We start from the raw sequence: 19245 nt of genomic DNA on the forward strand, positions 1-19245 counted from the left end.
AATCGACTCGTTTATCGGTCCCACTCTATGAGGGAGATGTGTGTCCCCACCGAGTCCCCATCCCGAGTCGCTTCGTAGCCGAGCGTTCGAAATAACGGTTGATGACGGACGAGAGACCTTCAACGCGCTCAGTATCGAGCACGCCGATTGTGAGACGGAATGGATCATCTCCGACACGGTGTATGCGCTCGAAAATATGCGGTAACAGGTAGCAAACTGTTGCGTTGTGGCGTTACGATAGTGGACCCAACTGCGTCGGAACGGTGACGCCGCTGTGTCTGTACCGCCGGTTCTTCGTGTGAGTCATTCCGCCGAGAATCGCCGCCAGACTGGCATGAAGACGCCGTAGAACGAGCCAAAAACCAGGACACCAGCCGCGATAGCTAATTCTCGCCCTGCCACGCCGAATACGTCGTACAGAGTCCGGAGGACGATGAATACCCCGAGTCCCCAGACAGCGAAGGCGGCACGCTCTTTCCAGGAGAGGCCACTTCTGTGGAACACACGCTGTCTCCGCAATAGACGGTATCAAAGCCTGTGGTTCGACGCGATATCGGACCGCGAGTATGAGGGGATGATAACACACGCTGCACAGATCACAGCAGCTGTAACTGGGATGGGTCGTGCTGGTTCCACAGAAGTCCGTTCCCGCCCTCACTCGGTCGGGATAGGGCCGGTCCCGATGACGTCCCGAACCGCGCTTTCGAACTCCTGACGGTCGGCGAAGTACGGGATGTCGACGTCCTCGAGCACCGTTGCGAGTTCCTGCGGGCCGTCCGGCGTCCGAATCGTCGTGTCCCCTTCGCGGCTGACGATGGTGCTGTGTTCGATGCCCCAGGTGAGCCGGGCCGAGACGCGGGCCAGCGGCGCACCGGCAACGTCTGGTCCGTCGCCGAGTTCGACAGCCGGCTCCTCCGCGTCCTCGCTTTCGTCGTCGCTCATACCCGAACTGTTCCCGTGGGTCCGATTAGTGCTTTCGGAACGGCTCGCGCACTTGGTGAATCACGCGCGTGCCCGCGTCATGCATCTGTCTGACGGGTAGTTTTATCGGATGTAGCAGTAGTATACTGCATGACTAGTCTCACCGACGTGTACGAAGGGGAGGTTGGGCGCGTCGCATCGCGCCGCCAGCAACTCGTCGGGACAGCCCTGTTTCTCGTTGGTGTTGCCGGACTCGTCGGGGCAATCGCGCTCGCAACGACCGGCATCGGAAACAGATACGGGCTGGACGCCTACGCAGCCAGGCGGATCGCCGGCGTCATCGCCGGGCTCGGGCTGCCGTCGGTCATCCTCGGCGTGTTCGCGGTGTTACCGGCCAGTCGTCGAATCCGGCTGACCGCCCTCGGTGGCACGGGCGTCGCAACAGTCGGCGTCGTGCTGTTCCGGTCGCTGTATCCCTACAGCTGGACCAGCAGCGACCCGCTGCTGGCACTGCTCACCGGCGTCGTCTACTTCGCCGGTATCGTGACGACGTTCTGGTGCCTGTTCGCGTCGCTTGCGACGTTCAAGACGCGAAACGACCCCGGCGGGACGGCACGCATGGAAGTGACCGAGGAAGGGACGATCCGTCTCGTCGAGGAAGCCCGGACGCTGCCGGGACTGGGTGGCATCGGGTTTTTCGGACAGGACCCGGACGGCACGGTCGAGACGCAGACGAACCGAGCGAGTGCGACCGACGAGGGCGCTGTCAGCGACGGCGGGACCGGACAGCGCTCGGGCACTACGCGCACGGCCAACGGCCGCAGTCGGCAGCCGACGGGCGGCACGCAGTCTGACCGCAGCACGCGGTCCAAGCGACGGTCGGACAGCGGCACGGCGACGGAGCGACAGTCGGACCGTCGGGCGACCACTGGCTCGAACACCGGCCAGCAAAACACCGCGTCGCGTGGGACGAACCGAACCGGCCCTTCCGAGAACGCGCTCGACCCGAAAATAGCCGAAGCCGGTCCGGAAGCGTCGCCGTCGACCGACGGCGGCACGGCGACGACAGGGCACGACGCGATCACCGAGACGGCGGTCCACCAGGGCGAACCGGACACCTACTGCGGGAACTGCCGGCACTTCGAGTACGTGATGCAGGACGGCGACATCGAGCCGTACTGTTCGTTCCACGGCGAGGTCATGGACGACATGGAACCCTGTTCGGCGTGGGTTCGCAACGACTGATACCGTCGGCACTCCGATTTTGCTAAGCTTCCGCACTGCACAGCGATGGGGACCGACAGAACGGCCTGGGCGAAACCGGGTATTTAACACGGTCGGCAGGCAAACGGTGGTACTACAATGGAGTTTTGCGACGAATGCGGTTCGATGATGAAAACGGACGACGAGCGCTGGGTCTGTGGCAGTTGCGGCTACGAGAAGGCTCGAAACGCCGAAACCGAACAGGAGATGGCCGTCACCACGCAGGGCCAGGAGGAGTCGGAAGTCGTCGACACCTCCGAGGTCGACGCCGAAGACATGGGACCGACGACGGGCGCACGCTGTCCCGAGTGTGGCAACGAGCGGGCCTTCTACGAGATGAAGCAGATCCGCGCGGCCGACGAGTCCGAGACGCGCTTTTTCACCTGCACCGAGTGCGAACATAAGTGGCGCGAGGACGACCACTGAGGCCGGACCGTGCCCACTGACCCCGCGTTCCCGGACGTTCCCGCGGACCGGCTGTGCGACGGCGGCTGGGAGCTCGTCGACGAGAGCGTCGAAACCGTCTTTCAGTTACCGACGGCCCGCGTCGAGGGCGCGACGAAAGTGTACGACGACGCCGAAACGCGCGAGGCGGTCAGAGACGCGGTCGGGTTCGACCACCAGTGGCGGTTCTTCTTCGCGACCGCGCTATCGTTTACCCCGCCGCTCGCGCCGGGTATCGGACCGGCGATGATTCTGCCGACAGTTCGCTCAGAAGCGCAGTCGGCCTTCGCCGAGGAGTTGGCCGACAGAGGGTTCGTATCAGTCGAGCGCGGGCGGAGCGAGCGGGTCCGCGTCGACAGCGGCGACCGGGCGCGGCTCCGGACCTACAGCGCCGAGCTCGACCTCGAAGCGGTCGATGCGACGCTGTCGATCACCGGGTGGGTCGGCGTCTGGCACGGCGATGGGTTCCGTATCGCCGCCGGCGCGTACCCCGACCAGTCGCTGTCGTCACTGCTCGGCATCGAGACCCCCCCTGACCCCCTCCAGCGGTCGCCGTCGGACTACCGGGCCGAACTGCTTGACCTCATTCGCGCCGTGGCGTAAGCGCCAGAAGCGCGCCGTCGAGGAACAGCTCTATCGGCCCGAGACCGAGCCGTTTTGCGGGCGAACTCGGAACGGCGTCCGCGCCGAGGCGGGCCACGGGCGCTCCGCGAACGCGGATTTCAGCCGTCAGTCCGGCCGCAGTCAGCGCCGCGGCGGCGTCTCTTCCCTCGACCGGTCGGTCCCGCCAGAGGGCGAACGCCGCCCCGAAAGACGGTAGGTCGACGGCGACGAGGTCGTCGTACCCGCGAACGCTGAACGCGACCCCGTCCCGCTCGACGGTCAGGTCGGCGTCGACGAGCAGGTCCGGCTTTCCCTCGACCTGGTCGAACAGATCACCGACCGCCTTCGCCGTGGTGACCACTGTCAGTCGTTATCGCGTGTCGTGATAGTCAGCGTGCCATCGACCCGCCAGCGAGCGTGCTCGGCGTCTTCGCCGGCCTTGCTCGGGACGTCGACTTCCATGTCGTCGAAGTCGTACGTTATTTCCGCATTACGACCAGTCAGGCGGTCATAGAGCCCGATCGCGAGGTCTGGCCAAGTTGTCGTCTCCATCGGCGTTTCTGATTCGCTCATGCAGTACAGTGTACGTGCTACTACATGTTTAAAGTCGACCCCAACAAGAGGGGTTGAGAGGGGTGACCGGAGCCGTCAGGGCCGCCGCGCGAATGTCAGGTAGCCGGTATGCCCGACGCCACCGGTCGATGGGCGGGAGCCGCGGTCGTCGAAGTCCATCTCCCGCTGGATGGTGTCGAGCGTCTCGACGCCGTCGAGGCCGACCTCGGTGGCCGTCGCCACGACCTCGCGCGTGTTCTCCACAAACGGGGAGTACACCGCCAGCGATCCGCCCCGGTCCAGCAGCGTCGGCGTTCGCTCGACCACAGTCGGGGCGTCCTCGGTGTCGAGGGTCAGCACGTCAAAGCCCGAGAGGTCGTCGAGGTCGTCGGTGATGTCGCCGGTCCGGACCTCGACGGTGTCCGCGACGCCAGCGATCTCCATGTTCTGGCGCGCTACCTCAGCGAATTCGGGGTCCTGCTCGTAGGTGACCACGTCAGCGCCAATGCGGCCCATGTACGCGCTGAGGATGCCGGTCCCGGTGCCGGCGTCGAGGACGCGGTCCGCCGCGGCCACGCCGGTCTTGCCGACGACCAGCCCCACGTCGCGGGGCATCATCGGCGCGCCGGTGCGTTCGAGGTGGGTGAACAGGTCCGGGCCGCGCAGCCGACGGACGGTGAAGCCGGTCCCCAGATGGGTCTCGACGACATCGCCCGGTTCCACGTCCTCGGGGACCTCCAGAATTCCGAGGTCGGACTCGAAGCGCTCGCCGGGGTCCAGCAGGTACTCGCGGTCTTCGTGGACGAAGAGATACGCCACGTTACTCCAGTTCGTCGACCGCGTCGGCGAGGTCGCCGTCGTTGGCTTCCAGCGCTTCTCGCGCAGTGTCTTCGTCGACGCCCGCCCGCATCGCGACGAGTTCGACGTCGTCCTCGTCGACGCCGGAGTCGCTGCCGCTCTCGTCTGCGTCGTCCGCAGCCGCCGCGGCCGAGCCCTCGCCGGAGCCGAGTTCGCGGCTCTCGGGTTCGCCGACGACCTGGTACGTCTTCTGGCCCTGCGCTTCCATGAGCTGGACCTCCGCGTCGTCGAAGACGAGCTCCTCGTCCGGGGTGCGGATAATTACTTCCTGCGCATCGATGTCCTCCATGTCGATGCCCATCTGTTCCATCATCTGCTTCATCTTGCGCGGGTTCATCCCGCCGCCTCCGCCAAACATACGTGTGACTGGCGGGGCAGGGCAGAAAAGCGTAGCGACCCGGGCTCGGACTGGAGTCCGTCGCGGGGCAGGCCGGTCGACCGGGCGAAACCGGCACGCTCCCACGGCTTCGTAACGATTCTAAGGCTCGCCCGTCCATCCCCGCCGTGTCACTGCTGTCCATCTTCGCCACGGCCATCCTCCCGGTCGTCGCCGTCGCTGCGGCCGGCTTCGCGCTCGGCCGGGTGAAAGGTACGGACCCGGACGCGCTCAACACCATCACGGTGTACGTCCTCGCGCCCGCGCTGGTGGTCCACAGCCTGACAACGTCCTCGCTGGCCGGCGATACGATTCTGAGCGTCGTCCTCGCTGTCGTGCTGTTCACCGCGGCGATGCTTCTCATCGCGGAGGGCGTCGGCCGCCTCACGGGGCATTCGGAACCGCTGCTCGGCGCGTTCGTCCTCGTCGCTATCTTCCCCAATACCGGGAACTACGGCATTCCGCTGGCGGATTTCGCCTTCGGCGCGACCGGGCGCAGCACGGCCGTCCTCGTGACCGCGCTGCAGGGCGTGCTACTCTACACCGTCGGCATCTACATCGCCGCCCGGGGTAGCGGCGACAGCCCGATCGCGGATATGCGCCGTGTGTTCGGCGTGCCGCTCGTCTACGCTGTCGTCGTCGCGCTTGCACTCCGATGGGTCGGCGCAGTGCCGCCCACAGACTCGACAGTGATGCAGACACTCGAACTGCTTGGCAACGCCTCGATTCCGGTGATGTTGCTCATTCTCGGCATCCAGCTATCGAACGTCGACGGGAACAGCGATTTCCGGTCGGTCGGGATCGCCAGCGCGTTGAAACTCCTGCTGGCGCCAGTGCTCGCGTTCGCCGCGGTGCTCGTGGTCGGGTTCCAGAACCAGACAGTCGCGCGGGTGGTCGTGCTCCTGTTGGCGACGCCGACCGGCGTGACGACCATCATCCTCGTCGGCGCGTTCAGCCATCAGACTGGCGACCGCTCGCCAGGCGAATTCGTCAGCGCGACCGTGTTCCTGACGACCGTCGTCAGCGCGGTGACGGTGACGGTTCTCGTGTGGCTGCTGCAGTCCGGACTGGTGCTGTGACTACTCCTCCCAGTATATCCGTATCTCCTCGGCGGTGATGTCGACGAAGTGGTTCGAGCCGTTTCTGACCGCATACCGACCGATAGTCCGGTCGATGGTCCGGCTGGGGCCACCCTCCACCTGGACAGTGATCGTGTATTCGCCGGTCGCACCGATCATCGGGTCATACTCGACCGACTCGCCGGCAGCCAGCGTCGCCGTCTCGTCCAGTACCGCCGTTTCGTTTCTCGTGATAGTGAGTGTGACAGTCTGCTCGCTGTCCGTGTCGTTGTCGACGACAAACAGGATCGGGTCGTCCGGAGCGGGCGTTACTGTCGGCGTCGGCGTGTCCTGCCGTGTACTGGTCACTGCCGTTGTCGGCTGTTCCTGTGGCGTCGTTGTGGCTGTCGATGATGTCGAATCGTCCGTCGACGTGTCGTCACCGGGCGCACTGCAGCCGGCAACTGGGGAGAGCGCAAGCGCGGCGAGGAGCGTGCGGCGGCGCATATCGCTCGTCTCGAAGGGAGCAGCAAATGCTTTCTGTCATACTAATCCTTGTCGACCATCCTGGATAGTGCCAACCCACGAGGGCGGCACGCCCCGGCGATCGCCACAAAACCCGTCAGTCCTCTGCGCCCTGCCGGACCTTCACGGCCATCCCCGTCTCGAAGTCGTCCATGCCGCCGCCGGGCAGTTCCGCGCGGCCGACGGCGAGTAGATAGCCGTCCTCGTGGACGACGAGGGCTTCGTCGCCCGGACGGAGAGCGCTGTCGGCGGACTGGACGAACTTCGCGAAGGCGTTGCGGCCCTCACGGATGAAGGGCTCGCTCTCGTCGCCGACGACCACGCGGTGTCGCGGCCCGTCGAAGGCATCGAGGAGTCTGCTCCCGCCGGCGAGTCCGAGTCGGAAGCGTCCGTCGTCGCCGTACGTGGCGATGCGGCCGTCCGTGGCATGGACCTGTCGCGGCCGGCCAGAGCTTGTGTGTGTTACGTCGAGGGCGTCAGCGCCGGTGAACAGCGCTGTCCCGCCGCCACCGCCGAACTGGTAGTCGGCCGCGCGCCGGAGCCCGCGGAACTCGTCGTCACTCATTGCCCGTGTTCGATGCCGGGTGATAAACCGCCTTTCGGTTCTGTCCGTACCACTGTCCGGCGCAGTCTGAAATGAAATGGTCGCCCAGCCGTGGGTGCCCGAACCACGGCCGACCGAAATCGTGTGGCGATGGTGAATGCCACTCCCCCAATCCGTTCCGAATCAACGGTCCGGCCCTATGGGTGACGGAGTCCCGAACCGGAATGCCATTGGTTCGCTCCGTCAGTCGCCCCGGCCCGAGTACACGGGGCGTGTGCCTCTGTATCCGATCCGCGGTCAGCGATCCGACCACGACGCCTGGAACTGCAGTGGGTCTCCATCTCGCGCCTGTTCCGTGACGAGCGCGAGGGTGTACCGACTATCCTCAGCATATGACAACACGCCGTCTCTGTGACCCAACTGGTCGGGGGAACTACACGGGGATGTGTTTGCTGCTTCAGTTATGCAGGTGGGCCGGAATTTCCGTTCTGCCGGGCCGAAGCGGTGGCGTCTCTCAGGAACGATGTGGGCATTGCTTCCTAGTACCATACTTTCCTCCGTCGATTTTGGGGAAATTTATACCGGATGCCTTCCAAGTGACGGGTGACATGGCTACAGACACGCAAAAAGTGATTCTGGGCGCTGCGCTGCTGGCGATCAGCACCGTGCTCATCCTTGGTACTGGGGCAATCGACATCGGCATCCCGGCCGCTGCCGGAGCGCTGGCTGCACTGGGACTGGCCGCCGGAGCCCTCCTCGTTGGAACGTCAGAAGACGGTCGCCCGGTCTGACCGCGGAGGTATTTTTCCGTCGAGGGTAACCCAGATGAGAGCAGCTGTGAGGCCGTCGCACTGTGAGAAGGTATCCGGTACCGTGGTTGGCTAACGGAGACACGGTGGCAGAGTGAGCGCCCACACTGGGTGGGCTATAGCAGGAACCGGTCGGAATCGTCGCTCATATCGATAAACCCGTCAACGGCCGCTTTGAGATCTTCAGAGGACGACTCCTCGAATCCCATCGCTTCGACACGACAGCCCTCGTGGCGGAGATACCGACACACGCGAGCGAAGTCTCCGTCGCCGGTACAGAGCACGACCGTATCGACGTGATTCGCCAGCGAAACCGCGTCGAGGCTCATCCCGACATCCCAGTCGGCCTTCTTCGACCCGTCCTGAAACGTCTTGATGTCCTTGATACGCGTCTCGAAGCCGATGTCGACGAGCGCTTCGAAGAACGACTCTTCTTCGGGTGAATCCGCGCGGATGACGTAGGCGATTGCGCGGGTCAGTTCGCGGCCGTCAACGGCCTCTTCCAGTAGTGCCTCGTAGTCGATGTTCCGCGAGTAAAGACTCCGGGCAGTGTGATAGAGGTTTTGCGCGTCGGCCAGTACGGCCACGCGCTGTCCCGGCTGGGAAACTGTCATATCAGGTATTGGCTACCGCCCGGAATATGCTTTCGGGATACAAACGTGAAAGAACGGCGTAATTATGCCCCAACTAACCAGTTGTTGTCGCTTCAGCAGTTCTGGTCGCGGATAGAACCTGTCAATAAAAGGGGCGGAGTACCGAGGCGTGCAGTCAACTTAGTGAGCATTGCGTTTCACTCAGACAAGCGCGGAACAGCCTACTTCTGGAGGTCAAACGCAACTGCTACCGGAGTAGCTGTCCAGTAGACGAACCGATACCGACCGGAGACGAGTTCAGGACACACAGTAAAATCTTTCTCGCCGGGAACCACCCCATCTTCGGTCAGACGGAGCGACCATTCAAATACCTCCCCGGGTGCTGCCTCAGTACCCATATCCACGTATTGAAACTCATCGTCCCCGGTCTGTCCACGGACATCTTGCCAGCCATCTTCAGTGAGCAGTTCGATCTGGTACATATACTTAAGACCCAGAGTGAGGGTGCTATCAGACGTGTTTGTCAGCGTAATTTGGGCTGTGTCACCGTATTCAAACGCTGTCCCATCAATCCGTAGTGACACATATCCAGTATCTCCCCACGGAACGGAGCCTTCGTCATACATTGGCGGGTGGCGAGTGAAGTTGCCCTTCTCACACGAGAGGTCTTTTACCGGGGACTCAGGACTCTCAGCTGGCCGAATGTGACCACTGAGTTGACGCTCTGTCATCTCTTCGGTATTTCCAGCTGTTTGTTGCTCAGTGTTCTCGGTTTCCGTTTTTGCAGCTGTCTCGGTCGGATCACTGCTGGTACTTGAACAGCCGGCGAATCCGAGGACGCTGGAGGTGGCTAAAACATAGTGTCTTCGACGCATACCTGCCGATATTATGTACCTTGCAGTATGTGTTTTTTGACCGATACTTATGTGTTATTGTCAGAATGTAATGTGTACACCTCTGACCGCTTGTTTCAGACAGGACGCAAATACCAAAATACAGTCGGGCCTGCTCCAGCAGCGTCTCCCAGACAAGCCGAGGGAAACGCTGGCGTACTGCCACACGATGGGGGTCCCGCCGTCTCCATGCGACGACTCGATAAGGCTTCGAATGCACTGTGAAAGGCGACAGCGAGAACACAAAAGCTAAGTCGGTCACGCTTGGTTACTCAACCATGCGACGACGCCGTCAGTCCGGAACCGTTTCGTGGCTCCCCGGCGAGGGCGTCGTCCGCGCGAAACGCAAGCCGACGTTTTAGCGGCTCGTGGCGGACGTGGCGACTCCGTCTCGGGCCAGGTCGTTTGACACACAATAGCCGGCGGTATCAGCCGGCCTTCGCACCGTTTCCGACCGGACAACCGAACCCACAGCGACACCACACACTCAGCAATGACAGCTATCGACTTCCGCGGCGTGTTCCCGGCGATGTGCACGCCGTTCCACCAGGACGGCAGTATCGACTTCGAAACGCTCCAAGAGGACGCCCAGCGGCTCGAATCCGCCGGCGTCGACGGCCTCGTTCCGGTCGGCTCGACCGGCGAATCGGCGACGCTCTCCCACGACGAACACATCGAGGTCGTCGAGGCGGTCATCGACGCCGTCGACGACGTGCCGGTCATCGCCGGCTCGGGGTCGAACAACACCAAGGAAGCACTGGAGCTGTCCCGGCGCTCCGCCGAGGCCGGCGCTGACGCCCTGTTGCTCATCTCGCCGTACTACAACAAGCCCGAACAGCAGGGGTTCGTCGACCACTACACGACCCTGGCTGACGCCGTCGACCTGCCACAGATCGTCTACAACGTCCCATCGCGGACGGGCCAGAATATCGAGCCGGATACGGCGGTCGAACTCGCATCCCATCCGAATATCCGGGCCTACAAGGCCGCGAGCGGCGACATGAACCAGATTTCCGAGATCATCGAACGCACGCGAGAAGAGGACTTCGCGGTGCTGTCCGGCGACGATGGGATGACGCTACCGATGCTGTCGGTCGGCGGGACCGGCTGTATCTCGGTCTCGGCCAACATCGAACCGGAGCGCACCTGCGCGATGGTCGGCGCGGCGCTGTCCGGCGACTTCGAGCGAGCGCGAGCGATCCACCACGAACTCGGCCCGCTGTTCCGCGCGATGTTCGTCGAGACAAACCCCATCCCGGTCAAGGAAGCGATGCGGATTCGGGGCTACGGCCCGGCACATCTCCGCTCGCCGCTAACCCGCCTGTCCGACGAACACCTCGACCACCTGCGTGACGTGCTCGCGACGCTCGAAACCGAAGACCTCGAAGACGAGTACGCGGAGGCCGAGCGATGACGCGGGTGGCGGTCAACGGCGTCACCGGGCAGATGGGTGGGGCCGTCGTCGAGGCCGCCACCGACAGCGAGGTCGTGGTCGGCTTTGCGACCAGCGAGACGGACGCGGTCGACGGCGTCCCGGTCGTCGACCCCGCCGATGCCGCCGAGGCGCTCCGGGAGTACGACGTGGACGTTGTCGTCGACTTCGCCGTCCCCGAGGGCGCGCTGACCGTCGCCGAGGCCTGCGTCGAAGCGGGCGTCCCGATGGTCGTCGGAACTACCGGCTTCGACGATGACGGGCTGGCCCGACTGCGAAACGCCAGCGATGAGATTCCGCTGCTGAAGGCGACCAACTTCTCGCAGGGGATTCAGGTCCTCCAGCGCCTCGTCAGTGAGGCGGTCGCCACGCTCGACGACTACGACCTCGAACTCATGGAGACCCACCACAACCGCAAGGTCGACGCGCCGTCGGGGACAGCCAACAGTATCCTCGACGTGATCCAAGAGGAGCGCGACGTAGAGCCGGTGTACGGCCGGGAAGGGCACGCACCGCGCGACGACGACGAAATCGGCGTGTTCGCCAGGCGAGCCGGTGACATTCGCGGGGAGCACGAACTCGTGCTGGCCGGCAACGACGAAGTCCTCTCGCTGTCGCACCGGGCCGAGGACCGCGGCGTGTTCGCTGCCGGCGCACTCGATGCGGCGACGTGGCTCGTCGGCCGCGACGCCGGCTGGTACGAGTTCGGCGACGTTGTAGACGCCTGAGCGAGAACGGGAGGGAAACACGGGACGGTTTTCAGTGGTCTACTCGCGGCAATTGATTGCGGTTCTATAGTAACAATTGAAACGATTTACACACTGATCGCACTGCCGTCGTGCGATCAGGTGTGCATTGATTTTCAATGGCTACTATAGACGGATCGGTGAGCGGCTCCCATATCGACACCCGGTGTTCGGAAAATATGAATATGTGATAATACACACTCGAATACCTCTCTCAATACCACGGTCAGCCTTATATGCCGGAGTTGCCGCGTATCGTGTATGGCTACGAACCAGCGCGTACAACTACCAGCGACCGATTGCCCGCGATGTTCCAGCGAATTCGAAGCGACGGCACCGCGCATCAGTATGTGCCGGGAATGCGGGTACATCCCCGGCCGCGGGTCCGACTGAGAGAACGACAGACGGAAAATGCGGCGTGGTAACACACCCATCCCGAAACCCCGATAGGTAAGCCCCCGGCGTCGCAACCGGGTGGTATGAGCCTCGAAGCCGATATCGACGACCTCTGGCAACGGAAACAGGACGGGCTGACGGCCGCCGAAGCGACCGACGACCACCTCGCCGTACTCGATGAATTCCTCGCGGCGCTGGAAGCGGGGGAGGTCCGCGCCGCGGAGCAGTCCGGCGGCGAGTGGGAGGCGAACGCCTGGGTCAAGCAGGGCATTCTACTGAACTTCGGCCTGCGCGAAACCGTCGCCCGCGAGTACGGCGGCGTCGACTACCACGATGTACTCCCACTCCGGGAGACCGAGGACCTCGGCGAGCGCGGGACCCGCAACACGCCGGACGGCACGACCATCCGCCGCGGCGCGTACCTCGGCGAGGACTGCATCATGATGTCGCCATCCTTCGTCAACGTCGGGGCGTACGTCGGCGACGGCACACTCGTCGACTCCTGTGACACCGTCGGCTCCTGTGCGCAAATCGGCGAGAACGTCAAACTCGGCGCGAACACGCTCATCGGCGGCGTCCTCGAACCGGTCGAGAACGCGCCGGTCATCGTCGAGGACGAGGTGTCGCTGGGCGCTGGCTGTCGCGTCACCAGCGGCTTCGTCGTCGGCGAGGGGTCGATTGTCGGTGAGAACACGCTCCTGACGCCGCGGATTCCCGTCTACGATCTCGTCGAGGACGAGGTACTGTACGGCGAACTGCCGCCGGAACGGCGCGCGTTCCAGCGCTTCGTCGACTCCTCCGTCGGCGAGAACGATCTGATTCCCGGCGGGGCGTACAAGCCCGCTGTGGTGGCGACTGACGTCGAGGAGGAGACGCTGGAAGCGACGGAGAGAGAAGACGCGCTTCGGGAGTAGCGAGGAAGCGACCGTAGGGAGCTTCCTCGACGGAGCGGCGACCGGCGGGAGCCGTGGAGTAGCGAGGGCCGCACGAAGTGCGGTCCGCGGTAAAGCGAGCGGAGCGGGACCGAAGGGCCTGCAGGCAATCGGGCGGTATCACCGCCCGACGACGATGCGCGAAGCGAACAGTGAGCAGCGAGAAGTGACCGCAGGGAGCACTCTCGGTATCATCTCGTCCGGCGGGCAGTGGAGGGTGCTTTGAGTACGCCGAGTTCATCGTGAGAATCCACTCAACGAAATCAGTGGGCATTCCGAAAATACGGGGACAAACCGTGGATATCGAAGCGGAACCCTTGTTAGCCGCCGACGCTATGGTTTCCCCAATGAGCCACGATTCGCCGCCGGTCCGCCGCCTCGCGGACTGGGACCACGAGCGCCTCGAGGCGGTCGCTGCCGAGCACGGCACGCCGCTGTACGTCGTCGACCTCGACCGCGTCGCCGAGAACTACGAGCGGTTCGCCGCGGCGTTTCCCGACGCCCACGTCATGTACGCCGCGAAGGCCCACACCGGGCAGGCTGTCCTCTCGAAGTTACTGGAGACGGGAGCCGACATCGAATGTGCGGCATGGGGGGAACTCCAGCGGGCCATCGACGCCGGCGCGGACCCGAACACGCTCCAGTACACGGCCGTCAATCCGCCGGATCACGACCTCGACTGTGCCGTCGAACTGGCTGCAGAGCATCCCGGACTGACGATTACGGGGGGCGCGCGGGACACCTTCGACCGACTCGAAGAGCGCGGCTACGACGGCCGCGTCGCCATCCGCATCAACCCCGGCATCGGAACGGGCCACCACGAGAAAGTCGCGACGGGAAAGGACGCCAAGTTCGGCATCCCCTACGACGAGGTGCCCGAAGTAGCAGCCGACGTACGCGGGCGCTTCGACCTCGTCGGCCTCCACGCCCACGCCGGCAGCGGCGTCCTTCACGACGACCTCGACGACCACTGCCGGGCCATTGCCAAGGTCGCTAACATGGGCCGAGAGATCATCGCTGACGGCGCGGACCTGGAGTTTGTCGACTTCGGCGGTGGCTTCGGCGTCCCCTACAGAGAGACTGTCGAGCCGCTGGACATGGATACCGTCGGCGAGAAGGTCCGCGAGGCGGTCGGGGACCTCGACGCACAGGTCAAACTCGAACCCGGTCGGTACGTCGTCGCCGATGCCGAATGCATCCTCACCGAGGTCAACACGGTCAAGGAGACGCCGGCGACGACCGTCGTCGGCGTCGACGCCTCGCTGGCGACGCTCATCCGGCCGGCGATGTTCGGCTCCTACCACCCGATTCGGAACGTCACCGCGCCGGACCGCGAGGCCGAACCGGTGTCGGTCGGCGGCCCCTGCTGTACGAGCGCCGACGTGTTCTGCACCGACCGGCCCATCGCACGGCCCGAACGGACTGACCTGCTCGCCATCGGCAACGCCGGGGCGTACGGCTACGAACTGGCGAACCAGTTCCACTCCCAGCCCCGCCCTGCCGAGATCGCCTTCGAGGGCGGCGAAACGCGGCTCGTCCGCGAGCGCGAAGATCTGGCGGACGTGACCCGCATGGAACAGTAATGGCGTTCGACATCCCCTCGTTCCACCGGCAGGCCGTCGAGACGCCGTCGCACGAGAGCGTCGAAGACATGCGCTCGCTGCTGGTCGACACGCTCGAAGACGCCGGGGAGTACCCGGACGTAGACGACCTCGGGAACGTCGTCGCCTCACGAGGTGACCCCGACGGGACGCATATCCTGCTTAACACGCACATCGACACCGTGCCGCCGCATCTGCCCTACGAGCGGCGGGCGGAACCACCGGGGCTGGACGAGACTGTCGATGGCACCGGCGGCGATGGGGACGGCGACATCGTCTGTGGCCGCGGGGCCTGTGACGCGAAAGGCCCGCTCGCGGCCCTCCTCGATGCGTTCCTCACCGTGACGCCCGACGACGGTCAGGTCACGCTGGCGATTTCCACCGACGAGGAGACGACACAGACCGGCGGCGCACACCTCGCCGAGACCATCGACGCCGACGGCTACATCGTCGGCGAGCCGACCGGCCTCGACGTGTGTACCGCCGCTCGCGGCCAGTTCGAAGGCACGGTCACCATCCACGGCGAGAGCGCCCACGCCGCCGACCCCGGCAGTGGTCACAACGCGATCCGTGCCGCCGCACCGATTCTACAGGCGATAGAGTCATATGATGACAGCGAGGCGCGAAGCGCCTCGGGAACCGCGAGCGGTGACGAGGGGGAACCGCGAGCCCGGGGGCCCGGCGAACACGAGACGCTCGGCTACCCCATCCTCACCCCGTCGATGGTGGAGGGCGGCGAGGCGACCAACCAAGTCCCAGCCGAATGCACCATCACGTTCGACCGTCGGAGCGTCCCGCCGGAGACCAGCGAGTCCTTCTGTGCTGACCTGCAGGCCCACCTCGAACAGTGGCTCCCGGATTCGATGAGTCTCACCGTGGACCTCATTCGCCCGGACACGCCGTTCCCCGAGGCGTTCGCGACCGACACCGACGCAGAACTGGTCCGCACACTGCAGGAAGCAAGCGGCGGCGTGGTCCGGCAGTTCGGGGCCGCGACGGAAGCTTCGTATTTCGCGAGCAACGGGCCGACCGTGGTGTTCGGTCCCGGCGACCTGAGCGACGAGAGGGGGGCTGTCGCTCACTCGAAACGGGAGTACGTCCGTCTCTCAGAGGTTCGGACGGCCGCGCGAGCCGTGCGGGAGACGGTCGAGCGACTGGTCTGAGGCGGACAATCACGACCTACGCCGACCGCCGCTGGACGATATCCGAGAGCGCCGTCGTCGCTTCTTCGTCCGTCACGGTCTCGAACTCCTCGTAGTAGTCCGCGGTGGCCTGGAACGCTGCCGGTTTCAACGGGACGACGACGTCGTCAGTCCACCGCTGTACCTCCTCGAGCACGTCCGGCGGCGCGACGGGGGCGGCGGCGATAACCTCGTCGGCACCTGCTTTCCGCAGTCGCTGGGTGGCGACGCGCATCGCCGCCCCCGTCGGAATCCCGTCGTCGACCAGCAGGACCCGCTTGCCGGCCACGTCGAGCGGCCCCCACGTCTCGCCATAGGCGACTGCCCGGGTCTCGACGGTGTCGCTCGCGTGTGTCTTGGCTTCCTGAACGTACTCCCAGTTCACGTCCAGAAACCGCATCATCGGGCTGTTGATCCACGAGAAGCCGCCCGGCGCGACGGCCCCGATAGTCAACTCAGGGTGGTTTGGAGCACGTATACGTTGTATGACAATGACATCCATCGGGAGTCCGGTCGCGTCAGCGACCACGTTGCCGACGGGGACGCCGTTCGGTGCGAGCGTGACGACGATATCGCCGACGACATCCCGCCGGCGCAGCGCGGCCACGAGCTGTTGCGCCGCATCCGAGCGGTCTGTGAACATACCACACTATACGGAATCGTACATCCTAACCATTCCGGTCAGTTGTCACCGGGGCTGGCGGCCGACCGAGCGGGTGGCTGCGTCACCGGCTCAGTCCTGTGGTGCCGGCTGCTCCGGCTCCTGGCCGAGGTCCAGCGTCTCCTCGACCTGCGTGTAGGTCAGCACGAGTCCGACGAACGCGAGCGCGGCACCGGCAGTGAAGGGCGTGCTGAACGACCCGAAATTGTACAGCAGGCCCGACGCCAGCGGTCCGACAGCGACGCCGAGGCCGAACGCCATCGTCAGGACGGACAGCGTCGTCCCGGACCCGCGCGCGCCGGCCAGGTCACCGGCGAGTGCGAGCGACGGGGCGAACACGAGCGCGACGGCGATCCCCTGGATGAACCGCGCCAGGAGCATGAGCCACGGGCCAGTCACGACACCCTGTGCGAACACCGACGGGACGAGGATGACGAACCCGGCGACGATGAACGGCCGCCGGCCGAACCGGTCGCTCGCTCGGCCGATAGGCACCTGAAAGACGACGTTCGCGATGACGACGGCGGCGAACTGGACGCTGAAGAACAGGGTCGACTCGTCCAGCCGCATTCGAACTGGTCCTTCGAGCGTGGCAAACAGGGCGATAGTGGCCGCCATCATGAACGTGCCGACGCCGAGGACGAACACTGAATCGAGCCCCTCCCCCTCTCGGTCCAGAATCGCTATCGAGAGGTCTTTGCCCGCTTCGGCATCGACCGGCGGATCCTGAATCAGGGCCCACACGAGGACGAAGCTCACGACAGCGCCCAGGACGGCGATGGCGAAGGCGGCGGTGAAGCCGGAGACGGCGGCGCCGGCGAACCGGTAGGTCACCACGTCGTTCGCGGCGAGCCCGCCGGTGATGACGACGCCGGCGATTATCGGCCCGAAGCCGAAGCCGATGAGCCGGAAGGTGTTGAACACGCCGAAGTTCCCCCCGCGCTCGGCGTCGCTCGCGGCGTAGTCGTTGACGAGTGCGACCGTCGCCGGAATCGTGAACGCCGCCCCGATACCCTGAAACGCCCGGGCGGCGAGGACCGTCCAGTACGAGGAGAGGAACGGGTAGGCCGCGCTGCCGATAGCGAACAGCACCAGCCCGGTGAGGACGAAAACCCGGCGCTTGCCGGTCCGGTCAGAGAGCCGCCCGGTGAAGGGCTGGCCGAAACTGTTCAGCAGGCCAAAGAGGGAGAGCACCAGGCCGATGAGCGTCTCCGTCTGAAGCGTGAACCCGAGCACCTGTTCGCCGACGATACCCGCAAGGGACACCTGCCCGCTGGCGATGTACAGGGGGAGGACGATAATGAGAAACGAGTTGCCCAGCGCGTCCGCCATCCGGGCGAACGCGAGCGTCAGGACTCGCGTGTCAGTGCCGAGGACCATCTACCCCTGACGAAGGCGGCCACGCCCCTCATAGTTGCGTTCGCCGCGGTGGTACGTCGACCCGAAAACAGCACCGGCGAGGCAGCGACTCTCAGATGTCGTCGGCCTGCTGCGCCGCGATGCCCGTATAGTCGGTCGGCGTCAGCGCCTCCAGTTCGGCTCGTACCTCGTCGCTCACGTCGAGGTCGGCGAACATCTCGTGGAAGTCCTCGATGGAGACTTCGCGGCCCCGAGTGGCCTTCTTCACCTGCTCGTAGGCGTCGGCGTACCCCTCGCGCCGGAGGATCGTCTGGACGGCCTCGCCGATGATTTCCGGCGTGGCGGCCAGGTCGTCGCGCATCACCTGCTCGTTGGGGACGACCTTCGCCAGCCCGTTCTGGCACTTGCTATAGCCGATGAGGCAGTGAGCGAAGGCGGCCCCGATGTTGCGCTTGACCGTCGAATCCGAGAGGTCCCGCTGGAGCCGGGAGTTCGTGACGTAGTCGCCGAGGAAGTGGAGGTCGGAGTTCGCCTTCGAGAGGTTCCCCTCGCTGTTCTCGAAGTCGATGGGGTTGACCTTGTGTGGCATCGTCGACGACCCCGTCTCGCCCTCGACGGCCTCCTGGCCGAGGTAGCGGTCCGAGACGTACAGCCACACGTCCAGATCGAGGTCCAGCAGGATGTTGTTCGCCCCCCGGAGCGCGTCGAACAGGACCGCGAGGTCGTCACAGGGGTTGACCTGCGTCGTCAGCGGTTCGTGGTCCAGACCGAGGTCGCCGACGAAGGACTCTGCAAAGGCCTGCCAGTCCACGTCGGGGTAGGCGGCGACGTGGGCCGCGTAGGTTCCCGACGCGCCGGCGAGCTTTCCGGAGAGGGCGTCGGCGGCGCGCTCTACGCGGCCGATGGCCTGGCCCAGCCGCGAGGCGTAGACGGCCATTTCCTTGCCGAACGTCGTCGGCGTCGCGGGCTGGCCGTGGGTGCGGGCCAGCATCGGCACGTCGGCGTAGGCGTGGGCCATCTCCACGAGCGTGTCCCGAATTTCGCGGAGTTCCGGCACCAGCACCTCCTCGGCGGCAGGCTTGACGAGCAGCCGCTGAGCGAGGTTGTTCACGTCCTCGCTGGTCAGCCCGAAGTGAATCCAGTTGGCGGCGTCGAGGTCCTCGGGCATACCCAGCCGGATGAAGTACTCGATGGCCTTCACGTCGTGATTGGTCGCCGCGTACTCGCCGTAGCCCTCGGTTTCGAGCTGTTTGACGACGCTCGCGTCCTCGTCGTCGAACGCCTCGTACAGCGCCCGGAGCGTCGCGCGCTGGCCGTCGTCGATTGACAGCGACGTGGCGTCGAGGTCGGCGAGCGCGATGAGATACTCGACTTCCACTTCGACGCGGGCGCGCATCAGCGCCCGCTCGCTGGCGTACGGGACGAGCGGCTCGGTGTAGCGGGCGTATCGGCCGTCGAGCGGCGAAACGGCGGCCAGTGGCCCTCTCTCGGTCATACC

At 65.0% G+C, this 19245-nt stretch carries 25 protein-coding genes; 12 read left to right on the plus strand and 13 right to left on the minus strand.

Annotated elements, in window-relative coordinates; translation table 11 throughout:
• The first annotated feature begins 40 nt into the window (after window positions 1-40).
• Window positions 41-205, plus strand: a complete 165-nt coding sequence (locus tag VI234_RS08375) for a hypothetical protein (RefSeq protein WP_005535361.1) — start codon at window positions 41-43, stop codon at window positions 203-205.
• A 98-nt stretch (window positions 206-303) separates the two neighbouring features.
• Here the strand turns inward: VI234_RS08375 and VI234_RS08380 are convergent, their stop codons facing one another.
• On the minus strand, window positions 304-504 hold the full coding sequence (locus tag VI234_RS08380; protein ID WP_008310143.1) for a hypothetical protein: 201 nt from the start codon (window positions 502-504) through the stop codon (window positions 304-306).
• 150 nt (window positions 505-654) lie between these two features.
• Entirely contained in the window at window positions 655-942 is a 288-nt protein-coding gene (locus VI234_RS08385; RefSeq protein ID WP_008310145.1) for a DUF5789 family protein, read from the minus strand.
• 129 nt (window positions 943-1071) lie between these two features.
• Between VI234_RS08385 and VI234_RS08390 the strand changes: the two genes are divergently transcribed.
• The 3 genes from VI234_RS08390 to VI234_RS08400 all read left to right on the plus strand — a co-directional run bounded on the left by VI234_RS08390 (window position 1072) and on the right by VI234_RS08400 (window position 3231).
• A complete protein-coding gene (locus VI234_RS08390; RefSeq protein WP_336329726.1) occupies window positions 1072-2166 on the plus strand; it encodes a DUF7139 domain-containing protein in 1095 nt (364 codons plus the stop codon).
• Window positions 2167-2283: 117 nt separating this feature from the next.
• Complete coding sequence (locus VI234_RS08395; RefSeq protein ID WP_005535365.1) at window positions 2284-2610, plus strand: transcription factor S; 327 nt, start codon at window positions 2284-2286, stop codon at window positions 2608-2610.
• 9 nt (window positions 2611-2619) lie between these two features.
• The gene (locus VI234_RS08400) at window positions 2620-3231 is read left to right on the plus strand and encodes a hypothetical protein (RefSeq protein ID WP_336329727.1); all 612 of its coding nucleotides are present in this window, start codon (window positions 2620-2622) and stop codon (window positions 3229-3231) included.
• Here the strand turns inward: VI234_RS08400 and VI234_RS08405 are convergent.
• From VI234_RS08405 to VI234_RS08420, 4 genes are all read right to left on the minus strand, one after another.
• Window positions 3212-3592, minus strand: a complete 381-nt coding sequence (locus VI234_RS08405; RefSeq protein WP_336329728.1) for a hypothetical protein — start codon at window positions 3590-3592, stop codon at window positions 3212-3214. The two genes, VI234_RS08400 and VI234_RS08405, sit on opposite strands and share 20 nt — an antisense overlap.
• 2 nt (window positions 3593-3594) lie before the next feature.
• Window positions 3595-3804 (minus strand): hypothetical protein, encoded by a 210-nt coding sequence (locus VI234_RS08410; RefSeq protein ID WP_004962941.1) that lies wholly within the window; start codon window positions 3802-3804, stop codon window positions 3595-3597.
• A gap of 75 nt (window positions 3805-3879) precedes the next feature.
• Window positions 3880-4602, minus strand: a complete 723-nt coding sequence (locus tag VI234_RS08415; protein WP_004962944.1) for a methyltransferase domain-containing protein — start codon at window positions 4600-4602, stop codon at window positions 3880-3882.
• A gap of 1 nt (window position 4603) precedes the next feature.
• On the minus strand, window positions 4604-4999 hold the full coding sequence (locus tag VI234_RS08420; RefSeq protein WP_008310152.1) for a nascent polypeptide-associated complex protein: 396 nt from the start codon (window positions 4997-4999) through the stop codon (window positions 4604-4606).
• 146 nt (window positions 5000-5145) lie between these two features.
• Here VI234_RS08420 and VI234_RS08425 point away from each other — a divergent pair, with 146 nt between their 5' ends.
• Window positions 5146-6096, plus strand: coding sequence for an AEC family transporter (locus VI234_RS08425; RefSeq protein ID WP_336329729.1), 951 nt, complete (start codon window positions 5146-5148; stop codon window positions 6094-6096).
• Here VI234_RS08425 and VI234_RS08430 read toward each other — a convergent pair whose 3' ends face one another.
• A complete protein-coding gene (locus tag VI234_RS08430; protein WP_336329730.1) occupies window positions 6097-6582 on the minus strand; it encodes a hypothetical protein in 486 nt (161 codons plus the stop codon).
• Window positions 6583-6697: 115 nt separating this feature from the next.
• Entirely contained in the window at window positions 6698-7165 is a 468-nt protein-coding gene (locus VI234_RS08435; protein ID WP_336329731.1) for a PUA domain-containing protein, read from the minus strand.
• A 587-nt stretch (window positions 7166-7752) separates the two neighbouring features.
• Here VI234_RS08435 and VI234_RS08440 point away from each other — a divergent pair.
• Window positions 7753-7935, plus strand: a complete 183-nt coding sequence (locus tag VI234_RS08440; RefSeq protein ID WP_336329732.1) for a hypothetical protein — start codon at window positions 7753-7755, stop codon at window positions 7933-7935.
• Window positions 7936-8069: 134 nt separating this feature from the next.
• Here the strand turns inward: VI234_RS08440 and VI234_RS08445 are convergent, their stop codons facing one another.
• Together VI234_RS08445 and VI234_RS08450 are read right to left on the minus strand one after the other, a co-directional pair.
• On the minus strand, window positions 8070-8567 hold the full coding sequence (locus VI234_RS08445; protein WP_004516675.1) for a LabA-like NYN domain-containing protein: 498 nt from the start codon (window positions 8565-8567) through the stop codon (window positions 8070-8072).
• 200 nt (window positions 8568-8767) lie between these two features.
• Window positions 8768-9421, minus strand: a complete 654-nt coding sequence (locus tag VI234_RS08450) for a hypothetical protein (RefSeq protein ID WP_336329733.1) — start codon at window positions 9419-9421, stop codon at window positions 8768-8770.
• Between the two features lie 511 nt (window positions 9422-9932).
• Between VI234_RS08450 and dapA the strand changes: the two genes are divergently transcribed.
• The 6 genes from dapA to VI234_RS08480 all read left to right on the plus strand — a co-directional run bounded on the left by dapA (window position 9933) and on the right by VI234_RS08480 (window position 15709).
• Window positions 9933-10853 (plus strand): 4-hydroxy-tetrahydrodipicolinate synthase, encoded by a 921-nt coding sequence (dapA, locus tag VI234_RS08455; RefSeq protein WP_336329734.1) that lies wholly within the window; start codon window positions 9933-9935, stop codon window positions 10851-10853.
• Entirely contained in the window at window positions 10850-11599 is a 750-nt protein-coding gene (gene dapB, locus VI234_RS08460) for a 4-hydroxy-tetrahydrodipicolinate reductase (RefSeq protein WP_336329735.1), read from the plus strand. Before dapA ends, dapB begins: the two co-directional genes overlap by 4 nt.
• A gap of 279 nt (window positions 11600-11878) precedes the next feature.
• Entirely contained in the window at window positions 11879-12010 is a 132-nt protein-coding gene (locus VI234_RS08465) for a hypothetical protein (protein ID WP_275039408.1), read from the plus strand.
• Between the two features lie 86 nt (window positions 12011-12096).
• Window positions 12097-12927, plus strand: coding sequence for a 2,3,4,5-tetrahydropyridine-2,6-dicarboxylate N-succinyltransferase (locus VI234_RS08470; RefSeq protein ID WP_336329736.1), 831 nt, complete (start codon window positions 12097-12099; stop codon window positions 12925-12927).
• A 365-nt stretch (window positions 12928-13292) separates the two neighbouring features.
• Complete coding sequence (gene lysA, locus VI234_RS08475; RefSeq protein ID WP_336329737.1) at window positions 13293-14528, plus strand: diaminopimelate decarboxylase; 1236 nt, start codon at window positions 13293-13295, stop codon at window positions 14526-14528.
• A complete protein-coding gene (locus VI234_RS08480) occupies window positions 14528-15709 on the plus strand; it encodes a M20 family metallopeptidase (protein WP_336329738.1) in 1182 nt (393 codons plus the stop codon). The genes lysA and VI234_RS08480 overlap by 1 nt, the downstream gene beginning before the upstream one ends.
• Window positions 15710-15725: 16 nt before the next feature.
• On the opposite strand, the gene VI234_RS08485 is transcribed toward VI234_RS08480, so the two are convergent.
• From VI234_RS08485 to purB, 3 genes are all read right to left on the minus strand, one after another.
• Window positions 15726-16370 carry a phosphoribosyltransferase gene (locus tag VI234_RS08485; protein ID WP_336329739.1) on the minus strand — a complete coding sequence of 215 codons (645 nt, stop codon included), beginning with the start codon at window positions 16368-16370 and terminating at the stop codon, window positions 15726-15728.
• 90 nt (window positions 16371-16460) lie between these two features.
• Window positions 16461-17768 (minus strand): MFS transporter, encoded by a 1308-nt coding sequence (locus VI234_RS08490; protein ID WP_336329740.1) that lies wholly within the window; start codon window positions 17766-17768, stop codon window positions 16461-16463.
• Window positions 17769-17859: 91 nt separating this feature from the next.
• On the minus strand, window positions 17860-19242 hold the full coding sequence (purB, locus tag VI234_RS08495; protein WP_336329741.1) for an adenylosuccinate lyase: 1383 nt from the start codon (window positions 19240-19242) through the stop codon (window positions 17860-17862).
• Between the last annotated feature and the right edge of the window lie 3 nt (window positions 19243-19245).

This window comes from Haloarcula sp. CGMCC 1.2071 (assembly GCF_037078445.1).
Lineage (GTDB): Archaea > Halobacteriota > Halobacteria > Halobacteriales > Haloarculaceae > Haloarcula > Haloarcula amylolytica.